The sequence below is a fragment of the Methanohalophilus sp. DAL1 genome, from assembly GCF_001683555.1.
In the GTDB taxonomy this organism is placed as follows: domain Archaea; phylum Halobacteriota; class Methanosarcinia; order Methanosarcinales; family Methanosarcinaceae; genus Methanohalophilus; species Methanohalophilus euhalobius.
The window spans coordinates 44,592-66,688 of record NZ_MAFX01000055.1 but is presented as its reverse complement, the minus strand read 5'-3'; the positions used below and the strand labels follow the sequence as shown (position 1 = coordinate 66,688).

Below are 22,097 nucleotides of genomic sequence, written 5' to 3'. Positions count from 1 at the left end.
TCCTTTTTTAATTTCTGCTTCAATAATACTCGATTGTTTTATATAATTATTTTGTGACAAATGGTCAGTACCCTATCAAACAGATAGCAAAATAACTGAAAACAAAGCCATCAATACGCCCATCCATTGTCTGGACGATAGATATTCACCAAGCACTATCCAGGAAAGCAGGACTGTGCCTGCCGGGTAAAGAGCAGATGTGATCGTGGCAATATCCAGCCTTCCTACCTGACTTGCTGCTGTGAAAAAGATACTGCCTGCAGTGTCACCAATACCTGCGATAAGAATAGGCAGAGCCGCTTTTCTAGCCGGTATGCATAGATGGCCTTTTGAGAGTAGAAACAATAGTAATATTGTTGCACCTTCAATTTTAGCGACTGCCAGTGTCCAGAAGATTGAGACTCCACTGAAATTGCTTATCGAGATATAAGCCAATCCAAATCCCAGTCCTGCAAGAAAAGGGAGTTTGAGAGCATCTGTATTGATTTTAGCCAGACTGCTGCTGCTTGAGACCAACCACACACCCACAAGAGCAATACTAAATCCCAAAATTTTATGGAATGCAGGTAACCCTTCTGTAAAAAGGCTATAAATAACAGGAACAAGAACGGCAACAACCGCTGAAACAGGTGCTACAAGTCCCATTTTCCCCGATGAAAGGCCTTTGTAGAGGGAAAGGATTCCTACATTCCCAAATATCCCTGCCAGAAGGGCCCATAAATAATCAATTTCTAGAGGAAAGGGTTCCGAGGTTATATGGCCTGTAGTAACAAGTAAGAAGAAACCTATGAACTGGGTTATCATAACAACTATGTAAACACTGGTCTTTCTGGTTGCAATACCGCCACTGAAGTCTCCCGTACCCCAGGACATAGCAGCTGCAAGACCAAAAACTACGACTAGCAATTCAGCAGGAAATGGAAACATATTCCCTAGAATGAGTCTGGACCCTTAAATTTGACGATATTAAACAAACTGGCAATGCTCTTTAAAGTTGAAATGAAAGGTGATATGATCAAAAGAAGAGTGTATAGCGGGGGATGGATTCGAACCATCGGTCTACGGGTTATGAGCCCGTCGGGATCTCCTGGCTACCCCACCCCGCTACGGGTGGATACTTCAACAACACAATACAGCAAAAATCAGCCGTCTCCAATTAAGAGATGTATAGCGGGGGATGGATTCGAACCATCGGTCTACGGGTTATGAGCCCGTCGGGATCTCCTGGCTACCCCACCCCGCTACGGGTGGCTTATATTGCGTCGAGGAACCTGATAACGGTATTATGGTACATAAAGGTTGTGCATGGAAAAACTACATGAAAAAAGATATAATACAGCACGGTTAAACCAGCCCATTGCAGGAGGAAATTTAATGGCATTACCTGATAAATTCAAATGTGTTATTACAAACTGGGATTACATCTATGATCTTTGCAGGGACGTTTCTGAAGACGTTAAACATTCTGGTTATGAACCCGATATTATTATTGCACTGGCCAGGGGCGGATGGTTTGCCGGTCGCGTGATGTGTGACTTCCTGGGACTGGATGATCTTACAAGCCTTAAGATCGAACACTATACAGGAACTGCCGTTGCAGGGGACGAACCTCTGATACGCTACCCATTGGCAGAAAATGCCGCTACCGGCAAGAAGGTACTGATTGTGGACGATATAACAGACAGTGGCCAGAGTATGCTTCATGCAAAGGATTATATTCAGAAGCAGGAACCAAAAGAGATCAGGACCGCTACTCTCCAGTACCTCTATAACTCTGCTATTGATCCTGATTATTGTGGTGAAAGATTGGAGGAATGGGCATGGATAGTCTATCCCTGGAATTTCATCGAGGATATGACCGACATCATTAATGGCACCATGGAGCGTGAAGAAGCCGAATACTGGGACATTCCCGCTCTGAAACATATTCTTTATAAACACCATTCAGTGGAATCCATATCTTTTGAAATAGCCCAGCCCGGCCGTCTTGTTGAAGTACTCAGGGAGATGGAAAGAAGAGGAATTATAACTTCCGAAACCATAAGGGGCAAGACATTCTGGAAAAAAGTTTGAAAAAAAGGTGATATATTGAAAGGACATGCAGACATTGCAATTATCGGCGGAAGCGGCGTATATGACGCAAATATGTTGGACAACATACACCAGATAGAGGTGGATACCCCTTTTGGCAAACCGTCTGATTCGATTACAGTGGGAGATTTTGGAGAAAAGAAGGTCTGTTTCCTACCACGACATGGAAAAGGACACAGAGTATCTCCAACAAACCTGAATGCCAGAGCCAACATCTTTGCCCTGAAAAAACTTGGTGTCAAACAGATAATAGCCGCCTCAGCTGTTGGAAGCCTGAAAGAAAACATAAAGCCTCTGGACATTGTAATTCCTGACCAGATATATGACAGGACAAAACTTCGTCCTTCAACTTTCTTTGATCAAGATATAGTTGTTCACACTGGTTTTGCTGATCCTTTTTGTTCCGGGATGTCAGATTTGCTCCATAAAATTGCAATTGAAAACGGCTACAACAGTCATCCCGAAGGAACCTATGTATGTATCGAAGGCCCCCAGTTTTCAACCAGAGCTGAATCAAATGTTTATAGGTCACTGGGTTTTGATATAATCGGAATGACTGCCACACCTGAGGCAAAACTTGCACGGGAAGCCGAAATCTGCTATAGCACCATTGCAACTGTGACTGATTATGATGTATGGCATGAAGAAGATGTGACTACGGAAACAATCATTGAAAATGTAATAAAAAACGAAAAAGCAGTTAGAACTATTATTCGTCAGGCACTTGAATCCCTTGATATTGAGCAGGATTGTGAATGCAGACATGCTCTTGATGGAGCAATAATGACTGATTCTGGGATGATACCTTACGAAACACAGTACAGATTAAAAACTCTTATTGGCAAATATATTGACTAAAATAAGCCATTTACTCGTAAGGGTTAAAAGACAGATAGCCAAATAGTAAACCGGTGAACTAATGCCTCACAAATGTACTAAATGTGAGACTGTATTTGAAGACGGAGCCGAAGTTATCCTCAATGGCTGCCCTAACTGTGGATGGAACAAATTTCTCTACGTAAGCAATGAGTCCGAAAAGGAAACTGATGAAGTTGAGAAGGGTAGTGAAACCACAAAAGAAGTTACTGAGGAAAAAGAAAAGACAATTCCTTGCGAAGAATTCATTCATGAAGTTGATGAATTTATAGGAATTGAGCATAAAGAAAGCACCATTATCGAAGACGATGGGGAGAAAGTTGAATCTGTACGTATTATTGGGCCCGGGTCCTATGAGTTGAACCTTGATTCCCTGCTTGAACGCGATGAGATCATCATGGCAATCAAGGAAAACGGGACCTATGCAGTAGATCTGGCCTCCACATTCCACGGCAAGCGCAAGAAAAAATGATATTATTCCTTTTTCATGGTAAAACCAATGGTACTGCCTGAACAACGTTTCTGGGAAGTTGACCTTTTACGGGGCTGTGCCATTGTCCTCATGATTATATATCATACATTCTATGATCTGGACCTGCTGGGCAATTTTTCTTTCGCGATAAATCAGGGCAAATTATGGATAATCGGCAGAAGTTCAGCTGTTCTTTTTATATATACTGCAGGGATTGCCCTGAGCCTTAGTTATTCACGATACCGTTTGAAACATCCCGAAAACAGAAATCCCTGGCACAAATATGTAAAGAGGGGAATTCGGATATTTCTCTGGGGAAGTCTGATTACTTTAGTCAGCTGGTTTGCGTATCCCTCTATGCCAATCGTTTTCGGGATTCTGCATTTTATGGGAATCTCAATAATAATTGCCTATCCGTTGATTGAAAAGAAACATGCCAACCTGATTGTCGCGGGAGTTGTAATCGCAATTGGATTCTACCTGAAAACAATACGTGTGCCAAATGACTGGTTTTTGTGGCTGGGAGTGCATTCCACATCATTCCAGACACTGGATTACTTTCCCCTGCTTCCCTGGTTTGGCCTTGTACTGGTAGGAATTGCCACCAGCAATCACCTGTATCCGGCCTATGAAAGAAAATTTGATGTTCCTGATATGACAGGCTTTGCCCCGGTAAGACTGCTCACTGCAATGGGAAAAAGGTCCCTTGCAATGTACCTGTTGCACCAGCCGGCCATAATTCTCATCCTTTACCTGTTGGGTCTGATCAGGTTTCCATTTTCATTCTGATCCCCTCTTATGAAATCTTCCAGGGTAGTCTGCTGGGAATCAATCTTCATCAGGCTCGAAACCCCTATCCCGATAAGCCTTACCTTCTTCTTGCAGCTGAATTCCTGTAACATACGGGTGCCTACCTTGCATATCACAGAAAGGTCATTGCTGGTTGCCCTGAGAGAAAAAGCCCTTGTGTATGTAGTAAAATCCTCGAACCGTATCTTTAGGTTGACAGTACGGAATACATAACCGTGTCTGACCAGCCTGCTGTGTACCTGTTGCGCAAGCCTGTCCATAGTTTCCCTTAATATTTCCATATCCCCGACATCTTCTTCAAAGGTATCCTCCTTGCTGATGGATTTAACCTTACTTTTACCGGCCACTTTACTGTGATAATTACCCAGCGCCATCTGGCGCAATTTAAGGGCTGATTTACCCAGACGGGATACTAGCAATTGCACATCGGTGCGTGCAAGGTCCCCAATAGTCCGGATACCCATTTTTTCCAGGATTTCACGGGTACGCCTGCCTACACCGGGAATGGCAGATACTTCCATCGGAAACAGGAAGTCCTGTACATTTTCAGGCTTCACAACCGTCAGACCATCAGGTTTTTGGAAGTCGGAAGCAATCTTGGCCACAATCTTGTTTGGTGCCACCCCGATAGAACAGGTGAGATTTTCTTCATCATACATCTCTTTCTTTATCCTCAGAGCAAGGTCCTGTGCCTCAGTGTAGGTTTTCACAATACCAGTAACATCCAGATATGCTTCATCCACACTTACCTGCTGGAAAACAGAAGTGTAGCGCTGCAGCAGAAACATAATATTTTCCGATGCCTGCTTATAGAGAGACATATTCACCCGCAAAAAGACCGCATCCGGACAAAGCATGTAGGCTTTAGAAATGGGCATTGCCGAATGGATGCCGTATTTACGCGCCTCATAGGAACACGTACTTACCACGCCCCTTCCTTCCCCTTTTTTTGGGTCAGACCCAACCACGACTGGGAGCCCTTTAAGGGATGGTCTTTCACGCACTTCTACCGAGGAGAAAAAACTGTCCATATCAATATGGAAGATTATTCGGGATGGAGGCATCTGCATATCTTCTGTTGTCCAGAATTAAAATGTTTTCACCGGACATTATGATTATAAATTATCCTTTAACCAATCACTCAAAACTATTTATCTCTGGAGGACTATTAAACCTAAAAGAACCAAGGAAGGTATACAAATGGAAATAGAAAAACTTCTTGAAGAACTGGCAAACGCCCACGGAATTTCGGGCAATGAAGAGAGTATTCGCAAAATCATGGAAAGGGAAATCAAACCCTATGTCGATACCATAGAAGTAGATAAAATGGGAAATCTCATAGGTACCAAAAAAGGCACAGGTCCTTCCATTATGCTTGCTGCACATATGGATGAGATAGGGCTTATGGTAAAATACGTCGATGAGAATGGATTTCTCCGATTTGTGACTATCGGTGGCTGGTTTGACCAGACCCTGCACAGCCAGCGTGTCATGGTGCACACCACCAGGGGACCTATCCCGGGTGTCATCGGTTCCAAACCCCCTCACGTAATGAAAGATGAGGATAAAAAGAAACCGATAAAGGCAGAAGAAATGTTTGTGGATGTCGGGGCAAAGGACAAGGAAGATGCAGAAAACTTAGGAATTGAGGTTGGTACACCCATTTCTATAGACAGGAACTTTGTGGCATTGCAAAATGGTCTCTACACCTCCAAAGCCTTTGATAACCGCGTTGGAGTGACCATGGTGATCGATGCCCTGAAACAAATTTCCGAGATGGATATTGATGCCACTATTTATGCCGTGGGAACGGTTCAGGAAGAGGTGGGGCTTAAAGGTGCACGCACATCTGCTTTCGGTCTGAATCCGGATATTGCAATTGCAACAGATGTCACCATCCCGGGCGATCACCCCGGCATAGAAAAGAAGGATTCAGCCCTGGAAGTGGGCAAAGGTCCGGTAATTACTGTAGTTGATGGTGCCGGCAGGGGCCTTATGGCAGATAAGCAGGTTGTCAAATGGCTAAAAGAAACAGCACAGGAGAATGATCTGCCCCATCAACTTGATGTGGGAGACGGAGGAACCACCGACGCAACCGCAATACACCTGACAAGGGATGGTGTGCCCTCAAGTACTATTAGTGTGGCTGCAAGGTATATTCACTCACCCGTAGAAGTGATTTCCATTGATGACCTTAAAGCAAGCGCCTCTCTTGTTGCAAAAGCAGCTAAAAATGCAGGGAAGTATTTCTAATACTTCTCCACTTACTTTCTCACATTAAAAACGGCTTATACCATCAATTATTTTAATAATAGAATGCTACTTTTCACAGCATTTCATGATTATACCTTTTGTATGCATGAAAGGCTGACAGACATGTGGACTAACGCGAACTTATATTTAATATGAACGTGTCACATGGTTGCACAATATTCATAAAAATCGTGAGGGATTGTATTATTCGAAAATGTACGCTTTCTGGACACTACCCTGAGAGACGGTGAACAAACACCCGGTGTAGCACTGACTTGTGAAGAAAAACTCTGGATCGCCCGTAAACTGGACGAGATGGGAGTACACATCATCGAAGCAGGCTCTGCCATCACCTCCGAAGGTGAGAGAAACGCTATAAGAGGAATCACTGCTGAAGGTCTTGATGCTGAAATATGCAGTTATTGCCGTATAATGAAGCAGGATATAGACTACGCCCTGGAATGCGATGTGGATTCCATCCATCTGGTCGCACCTGTATCAGATCTGCATATCAATGTGAAATTGAAAAAGGACAGGCAAGCAGTCAGGGAAATGTCAACCCGTGTCATTGAATACGCCAAAGACCATGGCCTGATTGTTGAATTCAGCGGGGAAGATGCATCCAGAGCAGATTTTGATTTCCTGAAGACCCTCTACCAGGACGGAATCGATGCCGGTGCCGACAGGTTATGCTATTGTGATACTGTGGGAATGCTGGTTCCCGAAAAAACGGAAGCTATTTTCAGCGAACTTTCCAGCGAATGCAGTGTACCGGTAAGCATTCACTGCCATGATGATTTCGGATTATCAGTATCCAATACCATAGCTGCCCTGAAAGCCGGGGCAGGGGAAGCCCATATGACCATAAATGGGATCGGTGAAAGGGCCGGGAATACCTCACTGGAAGAAGTTGTGATGATTCTGGAATGGCTTTATGATCACAGAACTGGTATAAAATCAGAAGAAATTTATAAAACATCCAGACTGGTCAGCCGCTTGACCGGCATACCTGTGGCCATCAACAAATCGCTCGTGGGAGGTAATGCATTCACCCATGAAGCAGGCATTCATGTACACGGACTGCTGGCAGACACTTCTACATATGAACCCCTGAAACCCGAAATTCTGGGCAGGGAAAGAAAAATAGTTCTGGGCAAACACGCCGGCAAAAGCTCAGTAACCCTGGCATTGAAAGAACTAGGACTGGAAGTAGAAGATTCCCAGCTCAATGAGATTCTCACCAGGGTCAAGGAAATAGGTGACCATGGAAAACATGTCACAGATTCCGATTTACAAACAATTGCTGACACCGTACTGAACATTTACAGGGAATCCCGGGTCAAACTCAAAGATTTTACCATAGTATCCGGTAACCAGGTTATGCCAACCGCATCGGTAAGGATAACTGTGGATGGTGAGGAAGTTGTGGAAGCCGATATCGGGGATGGTCCCGTAGATGCAGTTGTAAAAGGAATCCGCAAGGCTGTATCAGGTATAGGGGATGTACAGCTGGAAGAATACCATGTCGATGCGATAACCGGCGGTACTGATGCGCTGGTGGAAGTGCGTGTTAAACTTTCAAAGGATGGAAAAATGGTTAGTTCCCGGGGTGCCCGTACAGATATAATCACAGCATCCGTTGAAGCTGTGATAAATGCAATAAACCAGCTAATGAAGTGAAGTTAGAAGCAAGAGAAGAAAACGAAGGGATATAATGAGTGAAAATAACAACAAGATGACAGGTGCACGCGCAATCATCGAGTGCCTCTATGAAGAAAATGTGGAGGTTATCTTCGGCTATCCCGGTGGTGTCCTTCTTCACATATATGATGAGATATACAAATCCGATCTCAGACACATTCTTGTCAGGCATGAACAGGCAGCAGCCCATGCCGCAGAAGGATACGCAAGGGCAACCGGCAAGGTTGGTGTATGTCTTGCAACCTCCGGACCCGGAGCCACCAACCTTGTAACAGGTATTGCAAATGCCTACATGGATTCTATACCAATGGTCGCACTCACAGGACAGGTGCCCCGTTCAATGATAGGCAACGATGCGTTCCAGGAAGCAAATATAACCGGCATCACAATGCCAATCACCAAGCACAATTATCTTGTGCAGGATGCAAAGGACCTGCCCCGTATAATCAAAGAGGCTTTCCACATTGCATCAACAGGAAGGCCCGGTCCCGTGTTGATAGATCTGCCCAAGGATGTCACAACCGAGGAAATCGAATTTACCTACCCGGATAAAGTGGACCTGAAAGGTTACAAGCCAACCTACAAGGGTAATCTCCAGCAGGTAAAGCGAGCTGCATCAGCGATTGAAAAGGCCCATCAGCCTCTGATATATGCAGGCGGCGGAATATTGGGCTCCTGCGCAAGCAAGGAACTGATACAGTTTGCCGAGAATCTACAGGCACCTGTAACTACAACCCTTACAGGTATAGGCGGTTTCCCTACACAACATCCTCTTTATTTGGGAATGCCCGGCATGCACGGAACTAAATATGCCAACTACGCCATACAGGAATGTGATCTTCTCATAGCAGTCGGTGCCAGATTTGACGACCGTGTGACAGGGAAACTTGCATCCTTTGCACCCAACGCAAAAATCCTGCACATTGACATCGATCCTGCCGAGATTTCCAAGAACATAACGGTGGATATACCGATTGTAGGGGATGCAAAGAACATCCTTGCCTCCCTTAACAAATATGTAAAGCCTGTTGAGAAAGAAACCAGAAAAGAGTGGCTTGACAGGATAGAGGGATGGAAAAAATCCTATCCCCTGCACTATGTTGGTGAACAGGACGGGCTCAAACCCCAGTACATTATTGAGCAGATCTATGAAGCATGCAAAGATGCTATCATAGTTACTGAAGTCGGCCAGCACCAAATGTGGGCAGCCCAATATTACAAATTTAGCCAACCTCGCAGTTTCATCACATCCGGGGGACTTGGGACAATGGGATACGGCTATCCTGCATCAATCGGTGCCAAGGTCGGAAAGCCGGATAGAGTTGTCTTCAATATTGCAGGTGATGGTTCTTTCCAGATGAATTCCCAGGAAATCGCAACTGCTGTCCAGAATGACATTCCGGTGATCGTAGCAATAATGAACAACGGTTATCTGGGAATGGTCAGGCAGTGGCAGGAATTATTCTTTGAAAAGCGTTATTCACATACCTGCATCCGGGACAGTGTTGATTTCGTGAAACTGGCCGAAGCTTATGGTGCGGTTGGTATCAGGGTCGAGAAAACTTCAGAAGTCAAACCGGCTCTTGAAAAAGCGATGGATTCCGGAAAACCGGTAATTATAGACTTTATTGTGGAATGTGAAGAGAACGTATCGCCAATGGTGCCTGCAGGTGCACCTATCAATGAAATACTTGACCTGGAGAGGAAAGAATGAGACACACACTTGCAGTTCTGGTAGAGAACAAGTTCGGAGTGCTGTCAAGGGTGGCAGGGCTCTTTGCAAGACGCGGTTATAATATCGATAGTCTTGCAGTAGGAGTTACCGAAAATCCTAACGTCTCCAGAATGACCCTGGTGGTCCGCGGAGATGACCATGTCGTAGAACAGGTTAGCAAACAACTGAATAAGCTGATCGATGTGATTCGTGTTACAGATCTTGATGCTGACGAATCCGTGGAAAGGGAACTGGCTCTTATCAAGGTTAAGTCCGATAAGGATACAAGGGCCGAAATTATCCAGATAGTTGATATCTTCCGTGCACGTATTGTTGACGTGGCTTCAAAATCCATTATCATTGAAGTTACCGGTGATGAAGAAAAAATTGCAGCTATCGAGAAACTTCTCAAACCCTTCGGAATCAAGGAACTTGTCCGAACAGGAAGAATTGCCCTAACAAGGGGCTCAAAAAATTCATAACTATAATATGTAACAGGAGATTGAAATAAATGGTAGACCTATATTACGATGAAGATGCTGATTTTTCAGTGATGGATAGCAAGAAGATTGCAGTTATCGGTTATGGCAGCCAGGGACACGCCCAGGCACAGAACCTTCATGACTCCGGTCTTGATGTAGTGGTCGGCCTGAGGGTTGGTAGCAGACGCTGGAAACAGGCAGAAGAAGACGGCCTGAAGGTTATGTCTGTTGAAGATGCTGCAAGGGAAGCCGACATTATCCAGATTCTTATGCCCGACGAAGTACAGGCTGATGTATACAGGGATAAAATCGAGCCGGGGCTTGAAGCAGGTAATGCACTTGTCTTTTCCCATGGGTTCAACATCCACTACAATCAGATCATCCCCCCTGCAGACGTTGATGTCTATATGGTTGCTCCAAAGAGTCCGGGACATCTGGTCCGGAGGACCTACATGGACAATGCCGGTGTGCCCGGTCTGATCGCTATCTACCAGGATGCTACAGGCAATGCAAAGAAACTGGCCCTTGCCCATGCCCGGGGTGTGGGATGTACCCGTGCAGGTGTCATTGAAACAACTTTCCGCGAGGAAACCGAGACCGATCTTTTTGGTGAACAGGTAGACCTCTGTGGTGGCGTTGCTTCCCTGATCAAGAATTCCTTTGAGGTTCTTGTCGAAGCAGGTTACAAACCGGAAATGGCCTATTTTGAGACACTGCACGAAGTCAAACTTATCGTAGACCTCATCCACGAAGGCGGACTGGAAAAAATGTGGTACTCTGTCTCCAACACAGCAGAATACGGTGGAATGACAGTGGGACCCAGGGTCATCAACGATGAATCCAGACTGGCAATGTATGAAGCCCTGGAGCGCATCCAGAATGGTGAATTTGCAAAAGATTTCGTACTGGAAAAAAAAGCCAACAATCCTGTCCTCAAAGCAATGGAACGGCAGGATCGGGAACACCCGGTGGAAGAGGTAGGCAGGAAACTGCGTGCCATGATGCCCTGGCTCAACAGTGAACTCAACGAAAAATAACCCCATTTTTTCTTTTCCTTTTTTGGAGGAAAACATGAACACGTTAGATAATATATACAACCGCAGAAGTGTACGCCGTTTTACGGAAAAGGATGTGGATGAGGAGGCCATCACAACTCTGTTAGAATGTGCCCGCTGGGCTCCTTCAGGACTCAATAACCAGCCCTGGAAGTTTGTGGTGATTCGCAGGGAAGATACTATCGAGCAACTAGCCGGTTGTACCCATTACAGTGACACTGTGAAAGGAGCTAAAGTACTTGTTGCATTCTATTATGATAAGGAAAGCGGATACAATCGTACCAAGGACATCCAGTCCATAGGTGCTTCGATAGAGAACATGCTCCTTGCATGCAATGAACTTGGCCTGGGTGCTGTCTGGGTGGGAGAAATACTCAATCAGGAAGAGAAAGTGAACTCAATTCTCAAAGCACCGGCAGTTATGGAACTTATGGCAGTTATCGCAATAGGCCATCCGACAGATGAAGAAAGGTCATCCACGAGGAAATCCCTTGCAGAAATTACATACAGGGATAATTTTGAGAATGAATGGTGATTCTCAGAAATCATCATTTTCACTCAATATTTTTGGTTTTTGCCCGATATCCTCGATTGCTGATTTTATTTCATTTACAGGACAGGTTAACCTGTGGAAGAGATGGGATTGACAGAAACAATCCGAACAACCGAATTTCGACACATAAGTTCCCTGCAGATTGGCAGCAATGCCACATTCGATATGTTTTTCAGCGCAGGTGTAGACAACATCCACATATTCAAAATCCGAATGGGTAAGTAAATAATCAATATGCCATCTGGGTTTTTTGTCCTTTTGACGGGCAAGCTTTTGGTGGCGATGCATACGTTTGAGTCCGCCGGGGCCAAGTGCAGACCCCACATAAATATAATAGCCTGCTTCAAATACTATGGATTTGAGACTGCCTACACCAACAGTACATCCATCCGTTTTCAGTATAAGGCAGTAGGTCCCTTTGGCACACATAATATAACCTCAAAGAAGATTCTTGAATTTTTTATTGCATTTGCGGTTAATGCAATAATGCCTGGCATCCTTTTTGGGTTCCTTTACTCTGACTATTTTCCACCCACATTCTTCACAGATTTCCTTGCGCAGTGTAACACGACCCTTTTGGGGATATGAACATGTAAAACCACAGCGTCTTGCACATCCCAGAAATTTCGAATCTTTGGTCTCAATCAATACCATGTCACAGCCACAGGAAGGACATTTTCCTATCACAGTAGGCGGGAAGCATAGTTTTTGCTTTTCACAATTAAAGCATGGACCTACTCCAACACTCCAGTAATATTTTCCACCACCGACCTTGAGTACGGCAAATCCGCCCATTTTGCACTCCCGGGAGCGCATTACATCCAGGGAACCTTTTCGGGGAAGAGGATACGTGTTGCGACAATCCGGATAGCCGCTGCAACCTACAAAACGACCCTTATCAGTACGTATAATGCTCAGTGTCCTGCCACATTTATCGCATTTGCCAATGTGATTATTCTTATCTTCAGCCAGTTTTTCATCCTTTATAGAACCTGCAATACGCAGCACAATATCGCCTTTACCGGACTTGAGCCGGGTATACATTTTCTGTATAAGGACAGTACCTTCACTGATGGCCTCGTCAAAAGATTTCTTTCCCTTTTCAACATCCTCTATCAACCCTTCAATTTTTGCCCTGATTTCAGGTTGTATCAATATAGGTACTGAAATCCCCAGTGCATCCATGAGATTAAAGCCGGTATCCAGCATAGAAATGGTTTTGCCTTTAATCTCAAAATAGCCTCTTTTCTTGTTTGTTTCGATGTGTGAAGGGGCTGTTGCCTTGGTTCCGATACCATGTTTATCCATAAGGGTCAGAAGTTCGGCTTCAGTTAGACGTTTGGGGGGTGTGGTCTGGGATTTGGTGTTTGTGATCTTATTTACAGCCACCTTATCCCCTTCTGCTACCGGAGGAAGAAGTTTTTCTTTTGATATTTCAAACGGATAGACCTGTTTCCATCCTTCGGATTTCATAACCGAACCCTTACAATCAAAAGGCTCATCCTTCACATGCACTTCCATGTGAGTTTTTTCAAAGAGGGCAGGATCCATAAGATTGGCAAGAAAATGACGCACAATCAGGTCATATACCTTCCAGGAATTATCCAGTTTAACTGCATTTTTGACCTGTTTTTCGGAAACTGCCTTTATAGGATGGATAGGCGGGTGATCATGGCCATCCTTTGTCCCATTACGTGGAGATACTGTCGTTTTGAGTAAATTTTCTGCAAAGAAGGAGTATTCCCCTATCCGGAGAAGGTTTTTAAGCATGGATTTAAAGTCATGATCTTCAGGATAGCGGTTTGTTTCTGTCCTGGGATAACTGATAAAGCCGGCCAGGTAAAGCTGCTCTGCTATTTCCAGGGCTTTTTCCGGACTGATATCCAGGAATTTGGAAGCCCGTTTGAGGAATTCATTCGTATTTAGAGGATAAGGAGGATTGATCTGTTTTTCTTTGATATTGAGGCGAAACACGGTTGCTTCTCTGGTACCCTGCAGTTTTTCATATATCTGTTTTGCAAGTCCAACATCCCGTATGTTGCCTTTACGGTGCACACCCTCAAATTCACTGGATCCTGCCTGGAAAACCGCTTCTATCTTCCAGAAATCCTCAGGTTTAAAATTACGGATGGCTTTTTCTCTTTCATATACAAAACCACATGTTGGAGTCTGGCAGGGACCAATTGACAGGATACTTTTGGTGTATGCCTTCTCCCGGACAGCAAGGGTCATAAAACGGGTAAAAGCCGCACCCATTCTCAGGTCAAGTATCTGGCGGGTATCCGCAGACAGGGCCAGATTGGTATCCGGCTCTACAAGATTACTAAAAGCCTTTTGGACCTCATTTGCAGACAGGGAAGAAAACCTGGCCCTTTTTACCGGTACTTTTTTGACCTGCAAAGCAATATCACGTGCCTCAAAACCGATATTCTCTCCTTCCCGGTCATAGTCACATGCAAGTACAATGGAATCTGCCTGTTTTGCAAGTTGCCTGACAGCCCGTTCATAATTTTTCTTGGTGATATTTTTGATCGGGTCAGCTGTCAGCAGGACCGCAGGGTCAATTGCCTTCCAGTCCCGGTAAGCCGGATCAAAATCATAGGATGTAATGTGTCCGGCAAGACCGATTATCTTGTATTTATCTCCTTTAGCTACAAAGGAATATACCGGCAGGTCAGCCACATGTTCTCTCGTACTATTTCCTCCGCTCAAAATAGTCGCAAGTTTGGCTGCAGCCTTGTTTTTTTCAGCAAATACAACAATAGTCATATACAGGGCAACTAGATGTTGCCATGATTACATAAAGGTAGCTGGGAACGGTTCTTTTGGTATTCATTAAGATAAAAATAACAATGTGCACTTATATATAAACAAATGCAATATAAATTAGAAATGATATAAATTTTTGTATATACAAAACATAACCTATAGTTATGTAAAATATTATATGCCTATAAATAGTTATTCTCTCACCGGAGAGTGCTTTTAGTGGAAAAGGAAAGACTTCTAGTCCTCCAAAGGGATATTGCTATTGAACTTGGTTCATCAAATAATTTACAAACTGCTTTTCATTCCCTCTCAAAACATATTCTTTCCCTGAAAGATATTGATGCCACAGCGATATACCTTAGATCAAAAAATGGTGGATTTGACTTCATAGCCTGTGGGGGCGACATTCCTGAAGATATATTGAAAAATATCCAGCATTACCCTGCGGATTCATTACAGGCAAAAATCGTTAAAGAAGGTAAAATTCGTTATATGCCACCTGAAGAAATTGCAGGAACCCTTCAGGAAAAAGAGTATATCAAAAAAATGAAAACAATTGGCATAATCCCCATAAAAAAAGAAAATGGAGAGGCAATATCTTCATTTGTCGTCTCTTCTTTTACTCAGGAAGGAATTGCTGAAGATACAAAAATAATTCTGGAATCAATTGCCCGTCAGATTGGGAATTTGATTTTGAGACTTGCAAGTGAAAATGCCCTAAAGAAAAGTGAATCGAAGTTCAGGAGTTACATTAATAATGCTCCTGATGGTATTTTTGTCGCAGATAAAAACGGAGATTATATTGAAGTCAATAAAGCAGCCTGTGAAACAACAGGATATTCGCAAGAGGAACTCCTCTCGATGAACCTCATGGACCTCATACCCCCAGAAGATCATGGAAGGGTCATTGAAACTTTTGGAACCTTCGGTAAAAAAGGATTTGCTGATACTGAATTCCATTTTGTAAGGAAGGACGGAAACATAAGATGGTGGCGTGTAACTGCTACTAAACTTCCAGATACCTATTATTTAGGTTTCGCAAAGGATACCACAAAATCCAAACTCATGGAAGAGGAATTGATTAAGAGCAAGTTGTTCCTGAACAGCATCATTGAAAGCATAAAGGACGGGGTCAGCATACTTGATGCAGACATGAATATCGTACATGTAAATGATGCCATGAATAAGTGGTACGCAAGGAATACACCCCTTGAAGGCAAGAAATGTTATGAAGCTTATCATGACAGGGACTGCCCATGTAAACCCTGCCCTATAATGAGATGCATGGAAACAGGAGAGACAGAAAGAAATATTGTACAGGGTTTGCCGGACTCAGAACCACAATGGTTTGAACTCCTGGGGTATCCATTGAAAGACTCCACCACCGGTGAAATTACCGGTACGGTCGAATTCGTAAAGGACATTACAGACCACAAGCGTGCAGAGGCAGAACTTGCAGAATCCAGGCTTCATGCCAGGGAAGTAAGCAAAACCAACTCTGAGTTCAAGGCCAATTTGAGTCATGAAATTAGAACTCCATTAGGTAACATAATTGGTTTTAGCCAGATGCTTCGTAATGATATATATGGAAAACTCAATCCAAAACAGCAAAAGCACATTCATGATATACAAAAAAGTGCGGAACAGTTGATAGGTTTAATTGATGCCATTCTGGAAATATCAGATGTTGAAGCGGGAAAGATGGAACTCAATATTGAAATGGTTTCCATTGGTGAGTTACTCAGTGAAATTTTAAAATTCCTTAAACCTTTTGCAGAGGATAGGAATATTGAAATAACTATTGATGTACCTGAATACATACCGGAAATGAGTGTGGACAAAGTAAAAATCAAGCAGGCAATGTATAATCTCGTCGTCAATGCAATACACTTTACCCCTGAAGGAAGAGATGTACATATCAGTATGGAATACAGCAGTTATGACCTGAAGTTCGAAGTAAATGATTCCGGACTCGGCATTTCCCCGAGCCATTTAGAAGAATTATTCAGACCTTTTAAAGAAATATATTCCAAATCCGGAATGAAACCACATGACAGTATTCTGGGCCTTTCACTTGCTAAAGAGTATATAGAATTACATGGTGGAGAGATAGAAGTGGAAAGTAAACCCGGGGCGGGAAATACCTTCATTTTCACAATTCCAATCCAACCTATTTAATGGAGCGAAATGTTAACGATAGAGTTTCATTTTAATTCCTTTTTTACCTGTGAAACCTATATATGCGAATACGGATTATTCTGGAATGAATTAAGCACGGCAGGCGTTAAAAATGACATTGATGGATGAAGCAAAGAAGGGAAACATTCCCCCTCAGATACATAAGGTTGCAGAAAAAGAGGGTATTGATCCCGAAATCGTAAGAAAGTATGTTGCAGAGGGTCTTATTACTATTCCAAAAAATGTGTTGAGGGAAACATCCCCCAAAGCCATCGGAAAATGTATGGGTGTCAAGGTCAACGCCAATGTCGGAACCTCAAGAGATTTTGTTGATGTGGAAGATGAAGTTGAAAAGGCAAAAACTGCTGTTAAGTACGGGGCAGACAGCATAATGGACCTCTCCACAGGGGGAGACCTTGATTCCACCCGCAAACTTCTCATGGAAACCGTAGATGTACCGTTTGGTACAGTGCCAATCTATCAGGCGGCTTCATCCCAAAAAACTGTAGTTGATATGACATCCGATGATATCATCAATACTGTGCGCAAACATGCAGAAGACGGTGTCGATTTTGTGACAATTCATGCAGGAGTGAACCAGAACGCTCTGCAACGCCTGCGTAAAGGGGAAAGGGTGATGGATGTTGTCAGCAGAGGAGGTTCATTTACAATTGCCTGGATGATCCACAATGAGCAGGAAAATCCCCTCTACAGTGAATTTGACTACCTGATAGAGATAGCAAGAGAATATGATATGACCCTGAGCCTGGGTGACGGAATGCGTCCGGGTTGTATCCATGATGCCTCGGATAATGCAAAATTCATGGAATTCATAACCCTGGGTGAACTTGTAAAAGAGGCACGTAAATCCAATGTCCAGACCTTTGTGGAAGGGCCCGGTCATGTGGCAGCTGACGAGGTGCAGCTGAGTGTGCAAAGCATGAAAAAACTATGCCACGAAGCTCCCCTCTACCTGCTTGGACCACTTGTCACAGATATTGCACCCGGCTATGACCATATTACAGGTGCAATTGGTGGAACCATTGCCGGCATGTCTGGAGCGGACTTCCTGTGCATGACCACTCCCGCGGAACACCTTGCCCTTCCCACCGCAGATGATATCAGAGAGGGAGCGATTATCACAAAGATAGCAGCACATGCTGCCGATCTTACACGGCAGGGACAGCGTGAAAAGGCAAGAAAAACAGACTTCCAGATGGCACAAGCCAGACGTGACCTTGACTGGGAGAAACAATTTGACATTGCAATTGACAGTGAAAAACCTGCTGCCATACGCCAGAGCCGCAAGACAGGAAGTGATGCATGTTCCATGTGTGGTGAACTCTGCGCCCTGAAAATAGTACAGGATGCCCTGAAAGTTAATACTAAATAACAGGCCCACAATTTTTCTTTATGAGAATCACAGTGCTTGTGGATAATAATACTCTGATAGACAATTATTTTGAAGGAGAACCTTTACACTTATAATACTGACTATCTGCTTCACCCTGATCGTTGGACTTATATTCGCACCGCTTACCACTATCTACTGGTAGTCAGGAAATTCAGGAATCCTGATAGACAGTTTGCCGAGGCACTTCTAACCTCCATTATGGAAATAATAATTGCATTCTATACACTTCACATATCCAATATCCTTGCGGCCATATCCGGCAGTCTTGCAAGAATTATGCTTGGAAAGAATAACAGTAGCGTACATCCGGACACATTGGATGAACAAAAATATTATTAAGAATCAATCGGCAAACTTGTGGATATGATCATAGAATTCAAGGACAAGCTGTGTCAATTCACTATCCATATTGAGACTGAAAGTGCGTATCTGTTTTCCCAGGGGTTTCTCCTTAACAATACCTGTTTCTACAAGAGGTGCTATTACACGGGCAACACTCGAATGAGACAAGCCTGTCTCTTCTGCAATTCCTGAGAGATAGGTAGAGTCCCCCTTATGGGATATCAGGTTTTTGAGAACAGTCATCTGTGCAGTCCTGCCGAATATCTTTTCGAGAACATCCATCCTGCTTACTTACAACATTATATTTTATAAGTCTTTCTAATTATGGTCAACTTATATCTCTGAATAACAGGTCTTCCATATATTTGGAAAGGCTTTAATGGCATAGACTATTTGATGGGAATACTATTATTTAGTGGTCATTATGCCCGAAAAAGAACTTGACGATAAAATACTCAGTCTTCTTGAAAAGAATCCGGCCCTTTCTGCAGTCGAACTGGCAGATGTACTGAAAATATCTGAAGAAACAGTACAAACAAGACTTGAAGAGCTGGGAGATTCCAGGCAAACCATCCTGATAATAGATGACAAGCCCGATGCCATAATTGCTGCAAAAAGAGCATTGCAGGCAGAAGGATATAATGTTGTTGAGGCATATAACGGGAAAACTGGTCTTGAAGATATTGAGGAAAAACACCAGACCTTATTCTTCTGGATGTCATGATGCCGGATATGGATGGTTTTGAAGTGTGCAAACACCTGAAAGAGGATGAACTGCATAACCACATCCCCATAATAATGCTTACCGCAAAAGGGGAAGTTGATGACCGGGTAGAAGGAATCGAGACAGGTGCAGACGATTATATTGCAAAACCTTTCAACCTGAGAGAACTGAAGGCCCGCATTCGAATGGTATTGCGCCGGGCACAAGACTGATCATTCCCATGTTTTTCAGTAATCGACGATATAACACAATAATCATAACTTTCATTACCCTTCTTTTTATAGGTTCTGTTGTTTTTTTTGGGGGTACGTTTAAACCTCGGGGTCCAGGAAATCTGTGAGGAACAATATACAGAACAACAGACCCTCAATACAAAACAAATATCATCGGCTGTCACAGAGTTTCTGAATGAGAAGGTCGTAGCCCGGGAAGTAATAGCAGGCGCTGAAAATGGAGTTCCTGATGACTTCTATATGAGGTTCTTCAAAGCCCTGTACGAAAGGTCGCAGGGATTTTATGCTCTTGAGTATATCGATGAATGCGGCACCATTGTCTCCGGCTATCCTGAAGATCGAACTCCTCTGGGATATAATCTGTATGAAAAAAACATGGATCAAGCTTTCCAAAAAACGGCTCTGTAGAAACCCTTTCCTCTAACTTCCACTAATACATTATCATTTTTATAAGAAGAGGTCCCCAATGTGATTCTGGATAGACAAAACACAAAGGGGATGGATATATTTTGTTCCAGATTGGAAATCTGGAACTCCCATTAAATCTGTGATTTAATGGTATACCGTCGTAGAATGAGAGATGAATTTGATGAAGACATCTATCATTACAGAAATCTGGTAGAGACGATGTTTTCTGTTTTGAAAAGGAATATGGGGAAGAACTGAGAGCAACAAAATACAGAAATCAGGTCAGAGGTCAAGTTCAAATTATTAATCCATAATATAGACAGGGTGATCTCTGCTTTAATAATTATTCAAATGATAATTTCTACAGAGCCAAATAGTTATAAAAATAATAATTACAAAAATAATTATTATACGCTTCTGTAACGAGCAATCAGAAAGAAACATAAAGGACTACCAGCCATTTTTAATTACAATGGATACTCCAGAAAACAAGGATTTCGAGATTATACCACCAGAACCCAGGGCAGGAGATGATGTCATCATACGTGGCACATCCTCTGCGGAATCAGTGGATGTAGCAATGACCTTTACCAAGACCGTGCCGGTGAAGGGTGGAAAATACAAATGTCGTATGCCTGACACAGAAGTACCAGAAAGGCCCAATCGTTTAACGGTGAGAGCCGAAAGAGTGAAGGACCTGAAGGTCAGGGTAAAGATATTGTTATGGATAACCAGACGTGCAAGAGCTTCAGAGGGTGTAGCGGAAATCTGCGAATGCGATGTACCTTCAGGCAAATACGATATCCGGATCGAAGGTAATGCTGCAGATGGCCAGTCTCAGGTGAGTCTCACGGTAACCGCCAGCAGGAACATAAAGGTTGAGAGCGGCAAATTTGAAGAAGTCCTTTCTACCAGGGCCATTCCCGCAGATGAATTTGAACTGACAATCGCAGAACAGACTGAAATTATCAAACTACACTGAATTTTCACGCCGGTAAATGGCTTCCTCCCGTAAATAAGAAGAGAGAATGATGTATGAATTTGCAGAAATCCTGATGACAGGGACCCTTCTTGGTTTTGCTGCAGGCATATCTCCGGGTCCACTGATGGTCATAACAATTTCCGGAAGCCTGCAACACGGGTCAAAAGAAGGTTTTAAGGTTGCTATTTCTCCTTTAATAAGACTTCCTGATAGTATCAGCTGTGATTTACATACTAATACATTTCCAGTAGCAAAATTCGGTGATCGCCTTTATAAGCCTGGCAGGGGCACTTTACCTGATGCATCTGGGAATTACTTCTTTAAGGACCAAAAATATCAATATCGAGATAACTAACCAGAAAAAGGAATCCCAGAAAAAGGCATACTGGCAAATTTCCTGAACCCCCATCCCTACCTGCTTTGGATTGCAATCGGAGGACCGATTCTCTTCAGGACTGCAGAGGTTGACAGGCTCGCACGGATAATGTTTATTATCGGATTCTATGCCCTGCTTGTAGGTTCTAAAGTTATGATTGCCTTGTTTGTAGGCAAAAGCAGGGATTTTTTGAAAAGCAAGTACTATCTTCATCTATTTCGAAGTCTGGGAGTGCTGTATCTCCTCTTTGCTTTGTTTTTCATAGAACAGGGACTGGAACTGCTGGGCTTGCATATTTGGCGATAATGAGTGCAGTTATGGAGCAAGTTTCTGGACGAGGAGAAGCAAAAGAATCCCACCAAGATTGGATGAGATAAAACTCCTGATTAAAGAGCACCGGGGAGAGACCAGGCAGGAGTACAAAGCCGAAGTTGTCGGAATCTTCTGGTCCTATGCAAGGGGAGAAGAAAAGCCGGGAAGTGATGTTGATGTGCTGGTCAATTTTGATACCGAAGCCACCCTGTTTGACCTTGTGGGACTTGCCGACTACCTTGAAGACTTGCTCGAATTGCCTATGGACGTGGTGTCAAAACGAGCCCTGCATCCCAGGATGCAAGATAATTTCCTGAAAGAGATGGTGGTTTTATGAGAGTTCTTTACTTTA

25 protein-coding genes, 2 tRNA genes and 1 pseudogene are annotated in these 22,097 nt (G+C 43.5%); 21 read left to right on the top strand and 7 right to left on the bottom strand.

Annotation, left to right across the window (positions count from 1 at the left end):
* Positions 1-75: 75 nt before the first annotated feature.
* The 3 genes from A9957_RS09520 to A9957_RS09510 form a co-directional block, all read right to left on the bottom strand.
* On the bottom strand, positions 76-927 hold the full coding sequence (locus A9957_RS09520; protein WP_096711498.1) for a DMT family transporter: 852 nt from the start codon (positions 925-927) through the stop codon (positions 76-78).
* Positions 928-1,031: 104 nt separating this feature from the next.
* Positions 1,032-1,106: transfer RNA gene (locus A9957_RS09515), tRNA-Met, on the bottom strand.
* 62 nt (positions 1,107-1,168) lie between these two features.
* Positions 1,169-1,243 (bottom strand) — tRNA-Met (locus A9957_RS09510).
* A gap of 131 nt (positions 1,244-1,374) precedes the next feature.
* On the opposite strand from A9957_RS09510, the gene A9957_RS09505 reads away from it, so the two are divergent.
* The 4 genes from A9957_RS09505 (at position 1,375) to A9957_RS09490 (ending at position 4,228) form a co-directional block, all read left to right on the top strand.
* On the top strand, positions 1,375-2,073 hold the full coding sequence (locus tag A9957_RS09505; protein WP_096711622.1) for a phosphoribosyltransferase: 699 nt from the start codon (positions 1,375-1,377) through the stop codon (positions 2,071-2,073).
* 15 nt (positions 2,074-2,088) lie between these two features.
* A complete protein-coding gene (gene mtnP / locus A9957_RS09500; RefSeq protein WP_096711497.1) occupies positions 2,089-2,949 on the top strand; it encodes an S-methyl-5'-thioadenosine phosphorylase in 861 nt (286 codons plus the stop codon).
* Positions 2,950-3,010: 61 nt separating this feature from the next.
* Positions 3,011-3,439: a Zn-ribbon domain-containing protein gene (locus tag A9957_RS09495; RefSeq protein ID WP_096711496.1), complete on the top strand. Its 429-nt coding sequence runs from the start codon at positions 3,011-3,013 to the stop codon at positions 3,437-3,439.
* 27 nt (positions 3,440-3,466) lie between these two features.
* The gene (locus A9957_RS09490) at positions 3,467-4,228 is read left to right on the top strand and encodes a heparan-alpha-glucosaminide N-acetyltransferase (protein ID WP_241645746.1); all 762 of its coding nucleotides are present in this window, start codon (positions 3,467-3,469) and stop codon (positions 4,226-4,228) included.
* Here A9957_RS09490 and dinB read toward each other — a convergent pair.
* A complete protein-coding gene (gene dinB / locus A9957_RS09485; protein WP_367121913.1) occupies positions 4,189-5,313 on the bottom strand; it encodes a DNA polymerase IV in 1,125 nt (374 codons plus the stop codon). The genes A9957_RS09490 and dinB overlap by 40 nt on opposite strands.
* 136 nt (positions 5,314-5,449) lie before the next feature.
* On the opposite strand from dinB, the gene A9957_RS09480 reads away from it, so the two are divergent.
* The 6 genes from A9957_RS09480 (at position 5,450) to A9957_RS09455 (ending at position 11,989) form a co-directional block, all read left to right on the top strand.
* Positions 5,450-6,502 (top strand): M42 family metallopeptidase, encoded by a 1,053-nt coding sequence (locus A9957_RS09480; RefSeq protein WP_128754014.1) that lies wholly within the window; start codon positions 5,450-5,452, stop codon positions 6,500-6,502.
* Between the two features lie 198 nt (positions 6,503-6,700).
* Complete coding sequence (locus A9957_RS09475; RefSeq protein WP_096711492.1) at positions 6,701-8,182, top strand: (R)-citramalate synthase; 1,482 nt, start codon at positions 6,701-6,703, stop codon at positions 8,180-8,182.
* 34 nt (positions 8,183-8,216) lie between these two features.
* Positions 8,217-9,917: an acetolactate synthase large subunit gene (locus A9957_RS09470; protein WP_172425441.1), complete on the top strand. Its 1,701-nt coding sequence runs from the start codon at positions 8,217-8,219 to the stop codon at positions 9,915-9,917.
* Positions 9,914-10,399, top strand: a complete 486-nt coding sequence (ilvN, locus tag A9957_RS09465; RefSeq protein WP_105460589.1) for an acetolactate synthase small subunit — start codon at positions 9,914-9,916, stop codon at positions 10,397-10,399. The genes A9957_RS09470 and ilvN overlap by 4 nt, the downstream gene beginning before the upstream one ends.
* A 29-nt stretch (positions 10,400-10,428) precedes the next feature.
* Positions 10,429-11,436, top strand: coding sequence for a ketol-acid reductoisomerase (gene ilvC / locus A9957_RS09460; protein ID WP_096711489.1), 1,008 nt, complete (start codon positions 10,429-10,431; stop codon positions 11,434-11,436).
* A gap of 34 nt (positions 11,437-11,470) precedes the next feature.
* Positions 11,471-11,989, top strand: a complete 519-nt coding sequence (locus A9957_RS09455; protein ID WP_292344030.1) for a nitroreductase — start codon at positions 11,471-11,473, stop codon at positions 11,987-11,989.
* Between the two features lie 3 nt (positions 11,990-11,992).
* Here the strand turns inward: A9957_RS09455 and A9957_RS09450 are convergent, their stop codons facing one another.
* Together A9957_RS09450 and A9957_RS09445 are read right to left on the bottom strand one after the other, a co-directional pair.
* On the bottom strand, positions 11,993-12,436 hold the full coding sequence (locus tag A9957_RS09450; protein ID WP_096711487.1) for a DUF123 domain-containing protein: 444 nt from the start codon (positions 12,434-12,436) through the stop codon (positions 11,993-11,995).
* 9 nt (positions 12,437-12,445) lie between these two features.
* Complete coding sequence (locus A9957_RS09445; protein WP_292344028.1) at positions 12,446-14,776, bottom strand: DNA topoisomerase; 2,331 nt, start codon at positions 14,774-14,776, stop codon at positions 12,446-12,448.
* A 219-nt stretch (positions 14,777-14,995) separates the two neighbouring features.
* Between A9957_RS09445 and A9957_RS09440 the strand changes: the two genes are divergently transcribed.
* From A9957_RS09440 to A9957_RS09430, 3 genes are all read left to right on the top strand, one after another.
* A complete protein-coding gene (locus A9957_RS09440) occupies positions 14,996-16,954 on the top strand; it encodes a PAS domain S-box protein (RefSeq protein ID WP_096711485.1) in 1,959 nt (652 codons plus the stop codon).
* Between the two features lie 112 nt (positions 16,955-17,066).
* Positions 17,067-18,347, top strand: coding sequence for a phosphomethylpyrimidine synthase ThiC (thiC, locus tag A9957_RS09435; RefSeq protein ID WP_292344026.1), 1,281 nt, complete (start codon positions 17,067-17,069; stop codon positions 18,345-18,347).
* A 219-nt stretch (positions 18,348-18,566) separates the two neighbouring features.
* Positions 18,567-18,707: a hypothetical protein gene (locus tag A9957_RS09430; RefSeq protein ID WP_164908987.1), complete on the top strand. Its 141-nt coding sequence runs from the start codon at positions 18,567-18,569 to the stop codon at positions 18,705-18,707.
* Between the two features lie 3 nt (positions 18,708-18,710).
* On the opposite strand, the gene A9957_RS09425 is transcribed toward A9957_RS09430, so the two are convergent.
* Complete coding sequence (locus tag A9957_RS09425) at positions 18,711-18,992, bottom strand: helix-turn-helix domain-containing protein (RefSeq protein ID WP_096711482.1); 282 nt, start codon at positions 18,990-18,992, stop codon at positions 18,711-18,713.
* Positions 18,993-19,134: 142 nt separating this feature from the next.
* Here A9957_RS09425 and A9957_RS09420 point away from each other — a divergent pair, with 142 nt between their 5' ends.
* The 8 genes and pseudogenes from A9957_RS09420 (at position 19,135) to A9957_RS09385 (ending at position 22,082) form a co-directional block, all read left to right on the top strand.
* Positions 19,135-19,434 (top strand): AsnC family transcriptional regulator, encoded by a 300-nt coding sequence (locus tag A9957_RS09420; RefSeq protein ID WP_241645751.1) that lies wholly within the window; start codon positions 19,135-19,137, stop codon positions 19,432-19,434.
* Positions 19,431-19,646: a response regulator transcription factor gene (locus A9957_RS09415; protein WP_241645754.1), complete on the top strand. Its 216-nt coding sequence runs from the start codon at positions 19,431-19,433 to the stop codon at positions 19,644-19,646. Before A9957_RS09420 ends, A9957_RS09415 begins: the two co-directional genes overlap by 4 nt.
* A gap of 78 nt (positions 19,647-19,724) precedes the next feature.
* Positions 19,725-20,075 (top strand): hypothetical protein, encoded by a 351-nt coding sequence (locus tag A9957_RS09410; protein ID WP_132130889.1) that lies wholly within the window; start codon positions 19,725-19,727, stop codon positions 20,073-20,075.
* Positions 20,076-20,228: 153 nt separating this feature from the next.
* Positions 20,229-20,498, top strand: a pseudogene (locus tag A9957_RS09405) (IS5/IS1182 family transposase); the annotation flags it as partial.
* 49 nt (positions 20,499-20,547) lie between these two features.
* Positions 20,548-21,057, top strand: coding sequence for a hypothetical protein (locus A9957_RS09400; RefSeq protein WP_096711480.1), 510 nt, complete (start codon positions 20,548-20,550; stop codon positions 21,055-21,057).
* Positions 21,058-21,103: 46 nt separating this feature from the next.
* Positions 21,104-21,412 carry a hypothetical protein gene (locus tag A9957_RS09395; protein ID WP_096711479.1) on the top strand — a complete coding sequence of 103 codons (309 nt, stop codon included), beginning with the start codon at positions 21,104-21,106 and terminating at the stop codon, positions 21,410-21,412.
* A 12-nt stretch (positions 21,413-21,424) separates the two neighbouring features.
* Positions 21,425-21,739, top strand: coding sequence for a LysE family transporter (locus A9957_RS09390; protein ID WP_096711478.1), 315 nt, complete (start codon positions 21,425-21,427; stop codon positions 21,737-21,739).
* A gap of 58 nt (positions 21,740-21,797) precedes the next feature.
* Positions 21,798-22,082, top strand: a complete 285-nt coding sequence (locus tag A9957_RS09385) for a nucleotidyltransferase family protein (RefSeq protein WP_241645759.1) — start codon at positions 21,798-21,800, stop codon at positions 22,080-22,082.
* The last annotated feature ends 15 nt before the right edge of the window (positions 22,083-22,097 follow it).